General features: G+C 43.6%; 11 protein-coding genes and 3 pseudogenes. 11 read left to right on the top strand and 3 right to left on the bottom strand.

All coding sequences use genetic code 11. The features are described 5' to 3' along the window. Positions 1 to 166: 166 nt before the first annotated feature. The 4 genes and pseudogenes from NSQ39_RS09000 to NSQ39_RS09015 all read left to right on the top strand — a co-directional run bounded on the left by NSQ39_RS09000 (position 167) and on the right by NSQ39_RS09015 (position 5,189). Positions 167 to 2,418 (top strand): annotated as a pseudogene (locus NSQ39_RS09000) (ATP-binding cassette domain-containing protein). Between the two features lie 2 nt (positions 2,419 to 2,420). After that, positions 2,421 to 3,323 (top strand): helix-turn-helix transcriptional regulator, encoded by a 903-nt coding sequence (locus NSQ39_RS09005; protein ID WP_216898599.1) that lies wholly within the window; start codon positions 2,421 to 2,423, stop codon positions 3,321 to 3,323. Positions 3,324 to 3,943: 620 nt separating this feature from the next. Then, positions 3,944 to 4,483 carry a GNAT family N-acetyltransferase gene (locus tag NSQ39_RS09010; protein WP_175075096.1) on the top strand — a complete coding sequence of 180 codons (540 nt, stop codon included), beginning with the start codon at positions 3,944 to 3,946 and terminating at the stop codon, positions 4,481 to 4,483. 199 nt (positions 4,484 to 4,682) lie between these two features. Continuing rightward, the gene (locus NSQ39_RS09015; RefSeq protein WP_175075097.1) at positions 4,683 to 5,189 is read left to right on the top strand and encodes a ClbS/DfsB family four-helix bundle protein; all 507 of its coding nucleotides are present in this window, start codon (positions 4,683 to 4,685) and stop codon (positions 5,187 to 5,189) included. Between the two features lie 37 nt (positions 5,190 to 5,226). On the opposite strand, the gene bla is transcribed toward NSQ39_RS09015, so the two are convergent. Further along, positions 5,227 to 6,021, bottom strand: coding sequence for a subclass B1 metallo-beta-lactamase (bla, locus tag NSQ39_RS09020; RefSeq protein WP_175075098.1), 795 nt, complete (start codon positions 6,019 to 6,021; stop codon positions 5,227 to 5,229). Between the two features lie 543 nt (positions 6,022 to 6,564). Between bla and abc-f the strand changes: the two genes are divergently transcribed. The 6 genes and pseudogenes from abc-f to NSQ39_RS09050 all read left to right on the top strand — a co-directional run bounded on the left by abc-f (position 6,565) and on the right by NSQ39_RS09050 (position 14,705). Continuing rightward, positions 6,565 to 8,265 carry a ribosomal protection-like ABC-F family protein gene (abc-f, locus tag NSQ39_RS09025; RefSeq protein ID WP_216898601.1) on the top strand — a complete coding sequence of 567 codons (1,701 nt, stop codon included), beginning with the start codon at positions 6,565 to 6,567 and terminating at the stop codon, positions 8,263 to 8,265. Positions 8,266 to 8,565: 300 nt separating this feature from the next. Continuing rightward, a complete protein-coding gene (locus NSQ39_RS09030) occupies positions 8,566 to 10,131 on the top strand; it encodes a spore germination protein (RefSeq protein ID WP_175075100.1) in 1,566 nt (521 codons plus the stop codon). A gap of 24 nt (positions 10,132 to 10,155) precedes the next feature. Next, positions 10,156 to 11,256 carry a spore germination protein gene (locus NSQ39_RS09035; protein ID WP_175075101.1) on the top strand — a complete coding sequence of 367 codons (1,101 nt, stop codon included), beginning with the start codon at positions 10,156 to 10,158 and terminating at the stop codon, positions 11,254 to 11,256. A gap of 36 nt (positions 11,257 to 11,292) precedes the next feature. Beyond that, positions 11,293 to 12,395: pseudogene (locus NSQ39_RS09040) on the top strand (spore germination protein). Then, positions 12,391 to 13,557 carry a Ger(x)C family spore germination protein gene (locus tag NSQ39_RS09045; RefSeq protein WP_175075195.1) on the top strand — a complete coding sequence of 389 codons (1,167 nt, stop codon included), beginning with the start codon at positions 12,391 to 12,393 and terminating at the stop codon, positions 13,555 to 13,557. Before NSQ39_RS09040 ends, NSQ39_RS09045 begins: the two are co-directional and overlap by 5 nt. A 41-nt stretch (positions 13,558 to 13,598) precedes the next feature. Beyond that, positions 13,599 to 14,705 (top strand): spore germination protein, encoded by a 1,107-nt coding sequence (locus tag NSQ39_RS09050; protein ID WP_216898605.1) that lies wholly within the window; start codon positions 13,599 to 13,601, stop codon positions 14,703 to 14,705. Between the two features lie 43 nt (positions 14,706 to 14,748). On the opposite strand, the gene NSQ39_RS09055 is transcribed toward NSQ39_RS09050, so the two are convergent. Beyond that, complete coding sequence (locus tag NSQ39_RS09055; protein ID WP_445662411.1) at positions 14,749 to 16,191, bottom strand: MDR family MFS transporter; 1,443 nt, start codon at positions 16,189 to 16,191, stop codon at positions 14,749 to 14,751. Between the two features lie 203 nt (positions 16,192 to 16,394). Between NSQ39_RS09055 and NSQ39_RS09060 the strand changes: the two genes are divergently transcribed. Then, complete coding sequence (locus NSQ39_RS09060) at positions 16,395 to 16,880, top strand: MarR family winged helix-turn-helix transcriptional regulator (protein ID WP_046132756.1); 486 nt, start codon at positions 16,395 to 16,397, stop codon at positions 16,878 to 16,880. Between the two features lie 40 nt (positions 16,881 to 16,920). Here the strand turns inward: NSQ39_RS09060 and hag are convergent. Beyond that, a pseudogene (gene hag, locus NSQ39_RS09065) lies at positions 16,921 to 17,889 on the bottom strand (flagellin Hag). Between the last annotated feature and the right edge of the window lie 175 nt (positions 17,890 to 18,064).

Here is an 18,064-nt window from a genome sequence, read left to right on the forward strand (position 1 = left end):
CGGAAAATATCAATATACTTACATTCTCTGTTCTTCAAGCCCCAATTTATTGAACCGTGTTTACACACAAGAGTTCATATGTTTTTTTGCATCCCTGACATCATGTTGTCAGGACACTTCTGTATAATGATCTTTAGATTATGTCAGCGTTTCAGGAGTGATGAATATGATTGAAAATCAATTTATTAAACTTGTTGGCTTAAAGGAAAATAACTTAAAAAATGTAACCTTACATATTCCAAAAAGAAAAATCACTGTATTTACGGGTGTTTCTGGATCCGGCAAATCATCAATCGTATTTGACACAATAAGTAAGGAAGCTCAACGCCAGTTGAACCAGACTTTTACGGCGTATATTCAAAACCGATTGCCAACATACAGTCAACCAGACGCATTATCCGTCGAGAACCTTTCCCCCGCAGTGGTGATTGATCAAAGACGCTTAGGAGGAAATGTACGTTCAACGCTTGGTACGGTCACAGATATTTATTCATTATTACGATTGCTATTTTCTCGTATTGGAAAGCCCTTTATTGGCGAATCTGATGTTTTTTCTTTCAACAATCCGAAAGGAATGTGTCCGAAGTGTCAGGGAATTGGACGAAAAATAGAGCCGAATATAGAGAAATTATTCGATAAGTTGAAATCGCTTTATGAAGGAGCCGTTTTGTTTTCCACTTTCGGTGTGGGAACTTGGTATTGGCATAAGCATTTAGTTTCAGGCATTTTTGATCCGGATAAAATCTTAAAAAATTTTACGGATGAAGAGTGGCAAACGTTATTATACGGAAAGAACAAGAAAATCGTACTGCCCTTGAAAAATGAACCTGTCAAGTATTTTGAAGGTGTTGTCGATCGGTTTAAACGTCTATACTTAAAAAAAGAAATCAGCCAAATACCAAGCAACGTGAAGAACTTTATAACCTTAAAACATTGTTCTGCATGCAACGGAACTCGATTATGTAAAGAAGTATTAAATTGTAAAATCAATGGTTATAACATTGCTCAGTTGGCTGCTATGGAAGTAACGGAGTTGATAAAATTTATAGAAATGATTAGGGACCCAATCGCAAAACCGATCATTTCAAATCTTGCGAATCGATTGCAATCACTCGTGAACATGGGGCTAAATTATCTCACGCTGAACCGTGAAACATCGACTTTGTCCGGAGGCGAATCGCAGCGTGTAAAGATGATACGGCATCTTAATAGCAGCCTGACGGATATGATGTATATTTTTGACGAACCGAGTACCGGACTGCACCCCCATGACGTGAAAAGACTCAATCGGATGTTGCAAAAACTCCGTGACAAAGGAAACACTGTGATAGTGGTTGAACATGACAAGGATGTTATTAAAATCGCCGATCATGTTGTGGATGTTGGACCGGGGGCAGGTACAAACGGTGGCGACATTGTCTATGAAGGAAATCTTCCTGGATTATACGACGCTGATACACTAACAGGAAGATATATGAGGACTAAACAATCATTAAAAAAGGAAACCCGTAAATGTAACGGATATCTTTCCACTGTCGCAGCCGCAAAACACAACCTAAAGAACGTTACTGCTTACATTCCTTGCGGTGTTCTCACTGTAATTACCGGCGTAGCTGGTTCGGGGAAAAGCACATTGATTTTTGATGAGTTTTTAGAACAGCATCCAGATGCCATTGTTATCGACCAAAAGCCAGTGAGCACCTCGGTTCGGTCAACCCCGGCGACATATACGGGCATTATGGATGCAATTCGAGATTCCTTTGCATCTGCTAACAAAGTAAGTAAGTCACTTTTTAGTTTTAACTCAAAAGGTGCTTGCCCAGAATGCCAGGGGAACGGATTTATTAATACGGATCTTGCATTTCTTGAGAGTATTAGAACGACTTGTGAAGCATGTAATGGGAAACGATTCAAAGATGAAGTTCTTCAATATAAGTTAAACGGGAAATCTATTTCAGACGTATTAGACATGACGGTACTTGAGGCAGTTCAATTTTTTCAGGAGAAAGAAGTGGTTTCCACTTTAAAATCATTATCAGAAGTAGGACTAGACTATATGACACTGGGCCAGCCGCTGAACACATTATCGGGTGGAGAATGTCAAAGAATTAAATTAGCCGGCGAGCTGCACAGATCTGGCAACATTTACGTTCTGGACGAGCCGACGACTGGATTGCATATGTCTGATGTTAGACGCCTAGTAACGATTTTAAATCGTTTAGTTGATAACGGGAGTACCGTTATTGTGATTGAACACAATCTGGATATGATGAAACAAGCAGACTGGATTATTGATCTTGGACCTAGCGGCGGAAAAAGAGGGGGGAAATCATGTTCGCAGGTACGCCACGTGATTTGGTAACAAGAGGTAACTCCCTAACCGCACAATATCTAAGAAATGATATACAGGGGGTCTAACCTTGAAAATCGAACGGTTATTAGGAATCATTGTGTTATTGATTCATAGGAAAAGAATGAAAGCTGTGGACTTATCGAGGTACTTTGAAGTATCGGAGAGAACGATATATAGAGATATCGATTCTCTTAATCGTGCCGGGATTCCCATCGTATCGCTTCCAGGGCAAGAGGGCGGTTATGAATTAATGGATGGGTTCAAATTGGATAAAAAATATCTAACTTTAGATGAATTACTCTCTATACAGTGGGCGTTGAAAAGCATTGAAAAGGCTACCGGGTTTGAAGATATCAATGAATTGATTTCGAAAATTAATCAATTAATTGACTCGCCCACGCAAGATAAAAACCATTCGAATAACAGTTCTCAATATATACAAACAATATACAAATCAATTCAAAATTGTAGTGTGAATAAGATTCGCTATGTAGATCAAAAAGGAAATGAAACAGAGCGAGACATTGAACCGATGGGCATTTTTTTAAAAGATTACCACTGGTATACATGGGCTTATTGTTTATTGCGAAATGAACTCAGAGTATTTAAATTAACAAGGATCATTGAAATATGTAACACAAATCGCTTTTTTACCAGGCGTCCATATACGATGCAAGATCTATATATAAAAGAAGAAAAATCGGGAAGCAGCATAAAGCCATTCGAGGTTTGCCTCCAATTTAACCGAGAGATGTGGGCACAAGTATTAGATAACTTTCAGGAAGATGAAATAGCGAATAATCCTGATGGAACAATTATTGTAAAAAAAAGTTATTACACCATTGATAAAGCTATATCACAAATTATAAGTTTTGGAAATCAAGTTCGCATTATCTATCCTAAAGAGTTAATTCTAAAGTTTATGAAGTGTTTAGACGAAATAAAAAAATTATACAAAGATTACAAGTAATTAACGAAAAATTGAGTTTTTTGACGAGAGGAAAAGGGGGGCTTTATTACATTATCGCAAGCATCTTGCTTTTATCCCGCATCAAGCTTTTTCAGCATTTGGCAGACAGGGATATGATCCAAATTTATATATTTAAAAATCAGCGTAATTGTATATGAATGTTATCCTTTACAGAGTGAATTCTGGAAAAATTAGATTGGCGGGAAACTCTTCGATAACCAAATAAAGTTGCAAATATGGACCGATAAGTTTCCGCTACTTCGTCAAGCATCCGGGTTAAAGAGCAATTCTTAATCATCTATGAAACTGAAGCAATCAAAACTGTACCAATTAATTAAGTCAATGAACCATGTTAACGAAAATTTTGTTCACTCAAGGCTGTTCGGGAAAATGCTGCTCAATTTCCAGATGGTTACGAATTTATGGAGCTGATTTTTCCACACTGATTAAGGCTATGAAAGCGGGGGTTTTTTAACCCTCTTCCACCAATTAATCCGAACACTCTATATTTTTTGAGCCAAAAGTGCATCTCGCTGAATGAAGTCATTCATTCTAACACAAGCATTTTGTGGTATAGTGAATTGATGGAATAATTTACAGGGAATGGAGCGGAGAATACGATGCTGTTCCAAAATGGTGATGTAAAGGTTCGTCAATTAAAAAATGGTGATCAGCGCCTTCTAGCCAAATGGCTTTCTGATCCGGCAGTTCTTGAATTTTATGAGGGAAGAGACAATCCCTTTGACGTAAACAAGGTCCAGCAGGTGTTTTATGATGATGAAGATGATGAAACAAAATGCATTGTAGATTTCAACGGAAGAGAAATTGGATATATCCAATTTTATCAGTTGGATGAGGAAGAGAAAAAAACATACGGATACCGTGATGAGACCGTTTACGGATTAGACCAGTTTATAGGCGAGACAGATTATTGGAATAAAGGAATTGGAACACTGCTTGTGACTTCCATGGTTCACTATTTAATTGAGCATCATCAAGCAGACCGGGTAGTGATGGGCCCTCACGCCACCAATGAAAGGGCTTTAAGGTGCTATGAAAAATGCGGCTTTAAAAAGGTGAGAATGCTTCCGAAACACGAATTTCATGAAGGCAGATATCAAGATTGCTGGTTGATTGAATATAAAAAAAGTGCGCAATAAAAGAAAAGGGCCAGGTCCTCTCATGTTTGCATTTTTTCTGTATTCGAATGGGTGAGAATTAAGAAGTACCTTCTGAAGCTTCAGGAAAAATAACGAGGCTGATTATCCATCCTTGCTCCTTAAAAATGAGAAGGCTGTTTTTTTGTATAGTTGAAATCGGGTACAAAAGAGTTTAAATCACGTAATCGGGGTGGTTAGTATGTACGAGTCCAAAAAACATTTAAAAGAGGAAATTCATAAGCGTTATTTGTTATTAGACGGTGAGTTCGACGGTATCCCTGATGAATATAGAGATGTGCGCGACAACGATGTAGACCGGACTCCGGGAGAAATCATTGCTTACCAACTTGGATGGTTAAACCTTCTGATGAGCTGGGACAAGGATGAGCGCTTAGGGAAAACGGTGATAACGCCTTCACCTCATTATAAATGGAACCAACTGGGGGCGCTCTATCAATCTTTTTACAAAACGTATTCCCACCTTTCGTTAACTGAACTGCGCCAAGAATTCAAAAAAGCAGAGGCGCAGTTTCAGTCTTGGATTGATACGCTTACGAATGAAGAGTTATATACTCAAGGTACATTAAAATGGACAGGCACTAACCCGAAATGGCCTGCCATAAGGTTTATTCACATCAACTCTGTAGCTCCGTTCAAAAGCTTCCGGACTAAAATAAGGAAGTGGAAGAAGAATCAATTGGATTGAAAATGTATGATCTGCAAGCTGCTTTGTTCAGCTTTTATTAAGTATGATGTTTGATCAGATCAAGTGTGTGGAAGAGCAGGCTCCGATCTCCCCAGTTCCCGTGCCCGGGTACGACCGTTTTGACGTTCGGATATTTGTCGATTACCTGTTGAACAGAGTCATCCCATTGTTCTACATTTGCATCAGAAAGATTCCCCAGATCTTTTGCCTCTAATGACTTAATGAAGCATCCGCCGAATAATAATTGAGATTGGGGAAGCCAAACGGTAATGTTGTCTTTCGAATGCCCTTCCCCGGGATAAAAGGCCTCGATTACGGTGTTGCCTACTTTCATCACGGGCCTTGCATCGAGTGTCGGATTGGGCGAAGGATACCCATATTCTTTAGCAAGCTTTGCAGTCAATCGGGTACTGCGAACATCGATTCCCTGATTCAGCAGCGCACGGATGCCTGAAATGCTATCATCATGCGCATGGGTAATCAGCGCCAGAACAACTTTTTTCTTTAAGTGCTTTTCGCTTAATCTTAATAATTCTTCAGTTTTTTGGTCGTCCCCCCATGCTGTATCAATCAGGACTAACCCTTTTGAAGTAGAAATAACTAACCCATTGTGGTCATAGGTTGTTCCATTCCAATCATTGAATGAAGTATGCGCCCATACGTTGTTATTCAATTTTGTTAATACAACCGTCTTTTCCGGATTGGTAATCTGAGTTGGTGATGATGTTTTAGATTGAGCAATGATTTGAGAATTAAGCGATGTCATCACAACGGATAATGCAAGCAGCAAACTTAACACAACTTTTCCTATCATACCCGTGCTTATTTTCAAAAGAATCTCACCTTTCCTGCATTGGATTTTCACAAAAAGCTCGTACTTGGCAAAACAATTTATGATACATATACGATATTCAGAATGAAATCCCTCTTAACGATGTTTTTCTGAGTTTTTATTGTTGCTGTAAAAAAACAAGAAAAAGGAGACCTTGGGGGTCTGCCGGATCTGACAGGATCGGGTTAACCCGGCTGCATAAAATTTGGAAAGGTTGTTCATCATGAGAAACCGCTGCGAGTTCAACAATGGCGAATCTAAGAATGTTTCCTATTGACAATGTTTCCCTTCATTTATATACTGTTGAGTAAATACAGTGAAAGGAAAAGGTATAGGGGACATGAAGCAGTAATCTTATTTTCCATCGTTTTTTTAATACGAAAAAACGGAAACTTGGAGAATAGGATGAGTCTGCCCTTTTATACCTTTTTTGCATTGCCTTCAGCATCCGTATGTCTATTTGTCGTACTGATGACGATGCTGTTTTGGCAATGCATCATTCGGCATGCTATCCTCTCCGGGTTTCCCGCGGGAGGTTTTTTTATGACGTTTTTAATGAAAGTGAGAGGCTTGAAAAAGAGCTTTGGAGACCAAACGGTTTTACAGAACATCGAATTTGATATGACACGCAATGAACGAATCGGGTTGGTTGGATATAACGGAACTGGAAAAACGACGCTTGCCAACATCCTTGCCGGTCGCATGGAAGCTGACAAGGGCTCCATTCAAACGGAACACGCGCTTAAAATAGGCTACCTGCAGCAATCTGTCGCGTATTCGGTCAATGATTTCAGCGATATGTTAGGCGGTGATGAGAGCGGCGGTTTGTATCAGCTGGCGAGCCAATTGGGGCTCACAAAGGTTCAAAGCTGGAATACAGAAAGGCTTCACCATATGAGCGGCGGAGAAAAACTGAAGCTTGCGCTTGCCTTTGTCTGGCAAACGATGCCTGATGTTCTCATCTTGGATGAACCGACAAACCATCTGGATGCAAACGGAATCAGCTGGCTCATTGAAGAGCTTCAAACGTTTCAGGGGGCTGTCTTGATCATTTCGCACGACCGCTACTTTTTGGATCAGTCCGTTTCAAAAATCTTCGAGCTGGAAGATGGGCTATTGCATGCATATGAAGGAAACTACTCCGCTTACCGCAGCGAGAAAAAACGGCGATACGAAGCACAGCTGCACCAATATGAAGTACAGCAGAAGCAGAAAGAAAGAATCGAATCGCAAATCGCAAATCTGCAAAATTGGTCTCAGAAAGCCCACCGGGATTCAACCAAAAAAGAAGGCTATAAGGAATATTACCGGGTAAAAGCAAAAAAGCTCGACAACCAGGTCAAATCCAAATTGAAGCGTCTCGAACAGGAGCTGGAAAAAAATAAAGCCGAAAAACCGAAAGGCGAAGAGACGGTCAAGTTTCAATTTTCTTCAGGCGAAAAAAGGGGAAAGCGGATTATTGAAGCGAAAAATGTCACGAAGGCGTTTGGCGGCCGCAAGCTTTTTGAAGACAGCAGCTTTTTCATCAAGCACGGAGAGCGGATCGGTCTGGTCGGCAGCAACGGCTGCGGCAAAACGACCTTGATCAGAATGATGCTGGAAGAAGAACCGGCGACAAACGGAACCCTTTGGAAAAGCCGGTCAATCAAGACCGCTTATTTAAGCCAGGATGTCAATGATGTTAACGAAAATCAAACCGCGGCAGAAGCGCTGCAGCTGTTTGACAGGCGCGATATGGCACACGCGCGCACGATTTTGGCCAATATGGGGATAAAGGAAGACCGGTTTGACCGGAAAATCGGGACGTTCAGTCTGGGTGAGCGCACACGGATTAAGCTGGCGGGCATGATCATCAAGGATTACGATGTCCTCGTGTTGGACGAACCGACCAATCACCTTGATTTGCCGACTAGAGAACAGCTTGAGGACACATTGCTCGACTTTCAGGGGACGATTATCATCGTTTCGCACGACCGGTATTTCATGGAAAAATTGTGCGACAAGCTTCTTGTATTTGAAAAGGGACGAATCCGGCGCATCGAAACGGGGCTGAAGGACTATCAGAGCAAAAAGGAAGATCCCCAAATCGATCATGACGAGGCAGAGCGGCTGCGCATCGAAACGCGCATGACCGCAATTCTTGGAGAGCTGTCAGAGCTCACAGAGGAGAACCCGAGATATCAAGAGTTGGATCAGGAATTTATCAAGCTTTTGAAAAAGAAACAATCGCTGTCGAAAAAGTGAACAATGAAAAGGCAAACAGCCATCTGTGTTTTCTCACGCAGATGGCTGTTTTTTTCGTTAGCCTGTGTCAATCGTGGTTTAAATTACCATATTGTTAGAAGTCATCCAAGGCAATAATAGGATAAAAAAGATGGACTTAGCAAAACGTAAAAATGAAGGTGATCAACATGTGGGAAACGATCTTTTCTTTTTTTCCGGACTGGCAGACAATCATGCAAGCATTTTTTGTCTTTTTAATCCCGTACGCCATTTCAAAGTTTTTTGTTTGGGTTCGTACAACAATAGAGGGTGAATGATTACATGAGATGGTGGAAATCAAAAACACGGAGGATACGAAAGCAGCCCGTTCAGCATGAACTCCCTAAAAAACCGTCCCAGGAAGCAACGGGATATTTCACCGGCGATTTGGATCATGACCTGAAAATGGTCAAGGAAGAAATAGGGCATAACACAGATGTGCATTTTCGGGAATTTGACATCGGACGCACTGGTGTCAGAGGAGCGGTTGTTTTCATCGATGTGCTGTCAGACAAAGACTTGATTGATAAGCACATCATGAAATCGCTGATGGCTGATTTTTCCGAAGAATATAAAATAGAGCTTTCTTCATTAAAAAACAATCTGCCAGGACTGATTAAGTCTCAAATTTTGCCCATAAGCGAAGTAAAAGAAGCAAATCATATCGGCAAAACGGTTCCGGAAGTCTTAATGGGTTCAACCGCGCTTTTTATCGACGGTTTTGCTGGAGTATTCGTTTTGGGTACGACAAAGGGAAATACGAGGAATATTGAAGAGCCTTTATCAGAGGCCTTGGTCAGGGGAGCCAGGGTGGGCTTTACCGAAACGATAGGTACAAACACCGCACTTTTAAGACAGCAGGGGAAAAATGAAAACCTGTCGTTGATTGAATTTGAGGTAGGAAAACGGGCGACAAAAAAGCTTATTGTTGCCTATATCAAAGAGGTGGCTGAACCGGATCTGGTGGAAGAGGTCAAAAAAAGAATCCTAAAGATTGATATCGACCTTGTCCCTGAGTCAGGTTATGTTGAACAGCTGATCGAAGACAATTATCTCAGCCCTTTTCCGCAGGTGCAAAGCACTGAACGCCCTGACCGGGTGATGAGCGCTTTGATGGAAGGAAGGGTGGCGATTTTGCTGGATGGGACGCCCTTTGTTTTAATCGTGCCTGTTACATTCAGCATGATGCTGCAATCACCCGAAGATTATTATGAACGCTGGATACCGGGTTCATTTATCCGGATCTTGAGGTTTGGGGCAGCTATGATTTCACTGTTGGGGCCGGCTTTATATATTTCCTTTATTTCGTTTCATCCGGGGCTGATTCCGAGCGAGCTTGTGATATCCATAACAGGGACGAGGATAGGGGTGCCGTTTCCTTCCCTGATCGAAGCTCTCATTATGGAAGTGGCCATTGAAATTTTGCGGGAAGCCGGTCTGCGCCTGCCTAAACCGATCGGGCAGACGATAGGGATTGTCGGCGGTCTCATTATCGGCGAGGCTGCCGTGCAGGCCGGGATCGTCAGTCCCATCATGGTCATCGTTGTTGCGGTAACGGCAATTTCTTCATTTGCGATTCCGCAATACGGTGCCGGAATTTCACTCCGTATGCTGAGGTTTGCGGCGATGTTCTGCGCAGCTGTGTTTGGATTATACGGGGTTATCATGTTTTTCCTGTTGCTTTCCTGCCATGCCGTGAAACTGAAAAGCTTCGGCGTTCCTTATGCCAGTCCGGCTGTGCCCTATCGTTTAAACGACTGGAAGGATTTCATTATTCGAATGCCGATTTCGATGATGAGGCGCAGGCCAAAGATGATAAAAACAAACGATTCGTCGCGCAAAAGCTAGCTTGGAAAGGAGTGAATCTTTAAGATGATCAGGCCGAAAGACCGCATAACCACTTCACAAACAGCCGTTATCGTCACCAGCTTCCTGCTTGCAACCGGAATTTTGACGCTTCCGAGAACATCGGTGGCTGAAGTGAAGACGCCTGATGTTTGGATCGCTCTTTTATTAGGGGGACTCATTGCGCTCACGGCGGGAATCATCATCGTGGCGTTAAGCCGCCAGTTTCCTGAAAAAACGTTTTATCAATATTGCGGGGAGATAGTGGGAAAACCGATCGGCGGATTGCTCAGCCTGTTTTTCAGTTTATATTTCTTGGCGCATGCGGGCTTTCAGGTTCGTTCGATGCTTGAAATTACGCAGTTTTTTTTGCTGCAAGGGACGCCGGACTGGGCGATCACCATGATTTTTTTGTGGGTGGGACTGTATTTGATCATCGGCGGTTTAAATCCGATTGCGCGCTTGTTCGAAATCATTCTTCCCATAACGGTGTTGCTGTTTTTGCTGGTGACTTTTATGAGCATCGGGATATTTGATGCGGACAATTTGCGGCCTGTTTTAGGAAAAGGGATTTTACCGGTATTGAAAGGAGTGAAAGTAACGGCTCTTTCTTTTTCGGGAATTGAAGTGATGCTCTTCCTGCTGCCCTTTATGAAACATCCTGATCGGGCGATAAAAGCTGTCGCAATGGGAACCGTGATTCCTTTGTTCTTCTATATGATAACCGTCGTCATGGTCATCGGCGGATTATCGATTGACGGAGTGGTAGCCCGTACTTGGCCGACGATCGATCTGATGCGAAGCTTTGAAATGCCGGGGCTGATTTTTGAACGCTTTGAATCCATGATGCTTGTCATCTGGATCATGCAGCTTTTTACGACGTTTGTGATTTCTTATTATGGCGCTGCATTAGGGTTATCACAGCTCTTTCAGAAAAATATTCAGCCTGTCATGTTCGGTTTGCTGCCGGTGATCTATTTGATTTCGGCTGCCCCCCACAATATCAACGGCCTGTTTGAGTTCGGAGATTTTATCGGGAATAGCGGATTTTTTTTCGGCGGCTTGCTGCCGCTTCTGCTTCTCGCGATTTCAAAGATCAGGAGGAAAATGAAAAGACGGACGGGTTAAAGAAAGAGGAAGATGGCTGGAAGGAAGTGTTCAATTATGAAGGTCGACGCGAAAGACCGAATTACCGTTGCTCAAACCGCCATTATTGTCACCAATTTTCTTCTCGGGACAGGAATTCTGACATTGCCGCGAACATCGGTGGAAAAAGTGAAAACGCCTGATGTTTGGATCACTGTATTGTTTGGTGGATTGGTCGCAATCCTCGTGTCATATATTATGGTGAAATTGAGCAGGGAATACCCGGATAAGACGTTTTATGAATACAACCGGGAAATCGTCGGCAAATGGGCGGGCGGGTTGATCAGTCTGCTGCTGATTTGCTACTTTCTTACTATATCGGGATTTCAGATTCGCTCAGTAACAGAGGTGAGTCAGTACTTTTTGCTTGAAGGCACCCCGATCTGGGCGTCTGCGATGGTGTTTTTATGGTGCGGCTTCTATTTGCTGCTGGGCGGCATCAACCCGATTGCCCGTCTGTTTGAAATCATACTTCCGATTACGGTTATTATTTTTTTGCTTGTCGCTTTATGAGCATAGGGCTATTTGAAATTGACAATCTCCGCCCTGTGCTGGGGAAGGGAATTATCCCTGCTATGCAGGGGATAAAAACCACGACTTTCGCTTACACGGGTATTGAAATCATGCTGATCATCGTCCCTTTTATGTCACAGCCCGAAAAGGCGTTTAAAGCAGTCCTCATCGAGACGGTTTTCCCGATTATGTTTTACATGATCACGGTCATCATGGTGGTCGGAGCGCTTTCCATCGACGGTGTTGTGACAAGGACATGGCCGACAATCGACCTGATGAGAAGCTTTGAAATTCCCGGCCTTATATTTGAACGGTTTGAGTCTCTGCTGCTTGTCATCTGGATCATGCAGATCTACTCTAATTTGGTTATCAGCTACTATGCTGCTGCCTTAGGACTGTCACAGCTCTTTAAAAAAGACATTAAACCATTTATGTTCGGTTTGCTCCCAATTGTCTATTTGATCGCGATGGCGCCGAAAAACGTCAACCAAGTCTTTCAAATCGGAGACGTGATCGGCAACAGCGCCATTTATTTATGCGGCACAGTCCCGTTGCTGCTTCTTTTGATTTCGAAAGCGAGGAGGAGGAAAGTTGAAACAAATCATTAAAAAAATCCGTTTCCTATCCGCTATTTTGCTTCTATTTTTAACCGGATGCTGGAGCAACCATGAAATTGAAGAGCGCGGTTTAACATTTGGAATGGGGTTTGATAAAGGCAAGGAAACCTCCCTGGAAAAGAAGTTTGATAAAGTAGGGGGATACTATCCGAAAAAAGACCGGATTACGATAACCTACCAGTATGTAAACGAGCAGGCAGCTGGAGGAAGCGGAGGTACGGGACAAAAATCTTACATTAATGTATACGAAACAGGAGACTCGGTCCAGCAAATCACGACTGAAATAGCCTTAAGAAAGGGGCCCGTATACGGCTCGCATTTAAAGGTAATTGTCATCGCCGCTGATCTCCTGCGCACTTATTCCTTCGATGAACTGCTTGATCAGCCTCTCCGTGATGATGAAATAAGACCAAGCAGCATTGTCCTCGTTACAAGAGGAAGGGCGAGAGATACGCTTGAACTAAAGGAGACAGGCGAAATGCCGGCGTTTCATCTGCGCAAAGTCGTTGAAAATGCCTATCGGGCGAAAAAAATTCTGCCTCCTGTGACACTTGCCAAAATGATGGGGAAAATGAGGGCGGGAACAAGCTATTTGATCCAAAATGTGGCGAGTGCAGAAGGAGAAGTTAAATACGCGGGAGCCGCTGCGATCAACGGAAAAACGAATAAACTGATCGGTTTTTTGAATGAACAGGATTTAGACGGGGTGATGTGGATTATCGGACAGGGAAGAGGCGGCACTGTCAAAAGCTATGATCCAAAAACAAAAAAGCTGCTGGCTTTTTCGGTGGAATCGATCAAAAGCGAGATCAAGCCGATTGTGAAAGGAAATCGTATTTCATTTCAAGTTCATATTACATCTGAAGGGCACCTTGCCGAAAAATGGAGCGCAGCTGATAAAGCTTTTGACAACAAATTTTTGGAGCGAACAGAAAGAAAGTCAGCCCAAACCGTTGAAAAGCTGGTGGAGAAAGCGACTCGAAAAATGCAGACAGTATACAAAGCAGACCTTGCAGGATTCGGAAATGAACTGAGAATCAAACATCCCCGGCTTTGGGATAAGCTGAAGAATAACTGGGATGAGACATTTACAGAGATTCCGATTACAATCCATGTTCAGTTTACGATAAAGGACTACGGCACCCTTGGATAGCATTAGTCGCAAAAAAAGAGATAACAAGGCGGTTGATCTCAATGAGCAGTGCATTTGACAAAATTACGACTTCTCAGGCTATCGTTGTTTTTGTGAATTATATTTTGGCGGCGGGTATACTTAGTCTGCCTCGGACAGCCGTGCAAGAGATGGGAACACCGGACGTCTGGCTGGCTGTCATATTCGGCGGGATGATTACGATGGCAGCCGGGGTAGTCATGACGAAATTAAGCCAGGGCTACCCTGGAAAAACATTTTTTGAATACGGCGGCGATATTGTTGGAAAATGGATGGGCATTCTGATCGGCTTGTTTTTTATCGAGCATTTCATTACGATTGCGGCATTTGAAGCAAGGATAATGGCCGAAATTACCAGCTTTTTTTTGCTTGAAGGAACCCCGCTCTGGGCGATCACGATCACGATGATGTGGGTCGGCCTTTATTCAGTGAAAGCCGGCATGGGAGCGATTGCGCGTCTGTTTGAAATCATATTTCCTATAACGGTGATTATTTTTTTGACGGTTGTTTTGATGAGCAGCGGAATATTTGAACTGGATAATTTGCGGCCTGTGCTGGGAAAAGGAGTGATGCCGGTGCTGCAAGGAACCAAAGCAACCGTTCTTTCTTTAACCAGTGCGGAAGTGATGCTGTTCCTTTTGGCGTTTATGAAAAAGCCTCAGAAAGGCGTAAAGGTCGTTGTGGTGGGGATAAGCATTTCCCTGATTTTTTACTTGGTTACCGTCATATTTGTTATCGGTGCGCTTTCTGTTGACGGTGTCGTTACAAGGACCTGGCCGACGCTTGATCTGATGCGAAGCTTTGAAATTCCCGGTTTGGTATTTGAAAGATTTGAATCTTTGCTGCTCACCATCTGGATTATGCAGCTGTTCGCAACGTTTGCTATTTCATATTACGCGGCATCGCTGGGCCTGTCCCAGCTGTTTCATAAAAATATCCACACGGTGATGTATGCCTTGCTTCCGGTCATGTATGTAATAGCGATGACACCCAAGAATTTGAATGGCATATTTCAATTTGGAGACTTCATCAGCCGGCTGGCCGTTATCTTATTTGTCTTGGTGCCGATTCCGCTCCTTATGATCTCAAAAATAAGAAAAAAAAGAGCTAAATCCTCTGCCACACCTTAATGGAAGACATAGAAAAGCCGGAGAAAATACTCTCCGGCTTCGTTTACTTGCTTTTCGCGCTTATGTTCATCCGATCCTTCGGCATAAGGAGCACCAGAAACAAGGCGATGGCCGCTGATAAAATCGCCCATGAAAACGTATGGACAATAGAGTTTGACAGCGCTTCTGTTATCTGCTTTAGAACATCAGGCGGAATCGAAGCTCTCGCGCTTGATAAAATTTGATTTGCGTCATGCTGGGCAGCAGCCCCCGGCACTTCTCCACCTTGAGAAAGATCTGACATTTGTTCTGAAAAGCTGTTTTTCTGCAGCATGCCGAAAATGCTGGCGCCGACCGTCATCCCGAGCGAGCGCAGAAAGTTGCTTGTTGAAGTCGCAGAACCGCGCTGATTTGGACCGAAATGATGAATGGCCGCCATGCTTAAGACGGAGAAGGAAAAACCAACCCCCAGGCCGACGACGATCATATACCCCGTCAACAAGAGGCGGGGAGTATCGGTATTCATCGTACTCAGCAAAGAAAAACCTGCAACTAAAAACAAGCCTGAAATGAGCATGATGTTCCTGTAGCTCATTTTCGTCGTTAAAAAACCGCCGATCTGCGCGGAAATGACTGAGCCGAGCATCATCGGCAGAAGGATGAGCCCAGAATTTGTGGCCGAATCTCCGTATACGCCCTGAACAAATATCGGAATCTGGACGGTCGCCGAAATGAAGGTCGCGCCGTAAAATAATGCGACAAGGGTGCTCGCCGCAAACAAACGATTTTTAAACATGTCAAGAGAAATGATCGGTTCAGCCGCCTTTCGTTCAATCAGGAAGAAACAAATGAAAAAACAAGCTGAACCTCCAAAGAGCAGAAGAATGACGTTTGAATTCCAATCGTATGTTTCACCGCCGAGCTCAAGCGCGAACATGAGGCATACAACTGCACCCACAAGCGTAATAGCACCGAACCAGTCGATCTTTTGCTTTTTGCGCTGCTTTGCTTCTTGATAAAATAAGAGTATCAAAATGAAAGAAATAAAGCCGAGCGGCAAGTTAATGTAAAACACCCAATGCCAGCTGATGTAATCTGTCATATAAGCGCCGATCAGCGGCCCGAAAATGCTTGACAGCCCGAAGACGGCACCGAACAGGCCCGATATCTTGCCGCGTTTTTCAGGCGGAAAGATATCAAAAATAATCGTAAAGGCAATCGGTATGAGAGCCCCGCCGCCTATTCCCTGAATGGCGCGGTAGATGCTGAGCTGTTCAATGCTCGCAGCCGTACCGCAGAGCGCAGAGCCGGCCATGAATAAGAGGCTGCCGAAGAGAAAAAAGCGTTTTCGGCCGTACATATCCGACAATTTCCCGAAAATCGGCATACCTGCCATTTCGGCGACCATAAAAGCAGATACGACCCAGACAAAGCTGTCGAGTCCGCCGAGGTCGCCGACAATCGTACCCATTGCGGTAACGACAATCGTGTTATCCATCGATGCCATGAGAATGGCCAGCAGCAATCCTGCTATAATGAACCCTAATCGCTGATGCTGTGTATGTGACAAAATCATCTTTCTCCTTTAATAAATATTCGGCCTTAGCATAGGTTTGGCATAAGAAAATCAATCCTGTTATAATTAATTTATATTAGGAGGTAAATATCTTAGCTGCTAAGATATTATGATTTTAATGAAGGGTGTTTCAGATGTCAAGAAAAAATCAAACGAAAAGAGAGGAACTGATCAAAGAGCTGATCCGGCAGCTGAGATTCAACAGTACGGCAACCGTTTTCATGCATCAGGCGATCGCCGAAAAATTCGAACTGAACGAAACGGATCACAAATGCTTGGAAATCATCGCACGGAGCGGGAAGTTAACAGCCGGTGAGCTGGCGGAAAAAAGCAACTTGACGACCGGGGCGATCACGGGAGTCATCGATCGTCTTGAAAGGGCGGGCTATGTCAAAAGGATGAGAGATTCAGCAGACAGAAGGCGGCTTTTGATCGAGCTCATCCCGGAAAACATGACAGACATTTACAATTTATTTGAAAACCTGACTGAAGCTTCCGTCAAGTTCTTCAAGCGATATACAGATGAAGAGCTGAGCATTATCACCGATTTTGTGAAAAACAGCGCCGAATTTGCTGCGAACTATGCAAAACGGCTGAGGGAATCGGGACATAACAAATGAAAAAGGCCCCGGCGTCTGAGCCGGAGCCTTTATTTCATATTCAGCGAAGAAGCTGAAGCACGTTTTGCGGCTGCTGATTGGCTTGGGCAAGCATCGCTTGGGATGCTTGAGAAAGAATGTTGTTTTTTGTAAACTCGCTCATTTCTTTCGCCATGTCTACGTCGCGGATCCGGGATTCGGCAGCCGTTAAGTTCTCAGATGAAGCACTGAGATTGTTAATCGTGTGTTCGAGGCGGTTTTGAACGGCTCCGAGCTTCGAACGCTGTGCAGATACTTGTTTCGTCGCAGCGTCAATGGCTGCAAGCTGGTTTTCAAAAGAGTACTTCTTCTTGTCATCTTCGCTTAAATCCGTACCGTCCTTATTTTTTCCGGTTAATTTCGTGACATCGATTTCGGCGATTTTAAACCCGGCAGTCGTCACCGTTTTCCCGTCTTCATCCTTTGATGTGCCGTCTGCAAGTCCTAAAGCAGTGACGGACATGTTCTCGATGTTGACGCTGATCGTTTGCCCGCTGTTCGCTCCGATTTGGAATTGCAGTTTTTCTCCTCCGTCAGATTTGAACGTGCCGTCCAGGAGGTTCTTTCCGTTGAATTGCGTCCGGTCGGAAATCCCTTTGCTCGCATTTTCGCCTTCTGTCCCGCCGATCTCTTCAAGCAAAGAGCTGATTTCGTCCTGGATCGCGCTGAGATCGGTCGTATCTTGCGTGCCGGTGTTGTTGGCCTGAACGGTCAGCTCGCGGATGCGCTGAAGAATGGAGTGGGTTTCGGTTAACGCCCCTTCAGCCGTTTGAATAAGAGATATCCCGTCTTGAGCGTTTTTAGAAGCCATTTCAAGACCTCTGATCTGTCCTCTCATTTTTTCCGAAATCGCAAGTCCTGCTGCATCGTCTCCGGCGCGGTTGATGCGGAGTCCTGAAGAAAGCTTTTCCATGTTCTTTTAGCTTGCATTGCTGTTTGCAGACAACCGGTTCAGCGTGTTAAGCGCTGCAATGTTGTGGTTAATTCTCATGTTCCTTTACCTCCGTGTAAGTAGATTGAGACCTTCTAAAAAAGATCTCCGTCGGGCCCTGACATATTTTGCATCGGCATCCAGTTACTATATTTTATAAAATAACCTTATATTTCAAAAAAAGGACATATTTAAGAGGGGATCGCAAACACGAAAAAGACTGGTGAATATTCAC

The sequence above is a fragment of the Bacillus sp. FSL W8-0848 genome (genome assembly GCF_038007805.1).
Lineage (GTDB): Bacteria > Bacillota > Bacilli > Bacillales > Bacillaceae > Bacillus > Bacillus glycinifermentans.

What these genes read in the sequence shown, in the direction of transcription:
- NSQ39_RS09010 (WP_175075096.1), top strand. Translation starts at nt 3,944, where the DNA reads ATGCTGTTCCAAAATGGTGATGTAAAGGTTCGTCAATTAAAAAATGGT.
- NSQ39_RS09015 (WP_175075097.1), top strand. Translation starts at nt 4,683, where the DNA reads ATGTACGAGTCCAAAAAACATTTAAAAGAGGAAATTCATAAGCGTTAT.
- abc-f (WP_216898601.1), top strand. Translation starts at nt 6,565, where the DNA reads ATGACGTTTTTAATGAAAGTGAGAGGCTTGAAAAAGAGCTTTGGAGAC.
- NSQ39_RS09030 (WP_175075100.1), top strand. Translation starts at nt 8,566, where the DNA reads ATGAGATGGTGGAAATCAAAAACACGGAGGATACGAAAGCAGCCCGTT.
- NSQ39_RS09035 (WP_175075101.1), top strand. Translation starts at nt 10,156, where the DNA reads ATGATCAGGCCGAAAGACCGCATAACCACTTCACAAACAGCCGTTATC.
- NSQ39_RS09050 (WP_216898605.1), top strand. Translation starts at nt 13,599, where the DNA reads ATGAGCAGTGCATTTGACAAAATTACGACTTCTCAGGCTATCGTTGTT.
- NSQ39_RS09055 (WP_445662411.1), bottom strand. Translation starts at nt 16,191, where the DNA reads ATGGCATCGATGGATAACACGATTGTCGTTACCGCAATGGGTACGATT.
- NSQ39_RS09060 (WP_046132756.1), top strand. Translation starts at nt 16,395, where the DNA reads ATGTCAAGAAAAAATCAAACGAAAAGAGAGGAACTGATCAAAGAGCTG.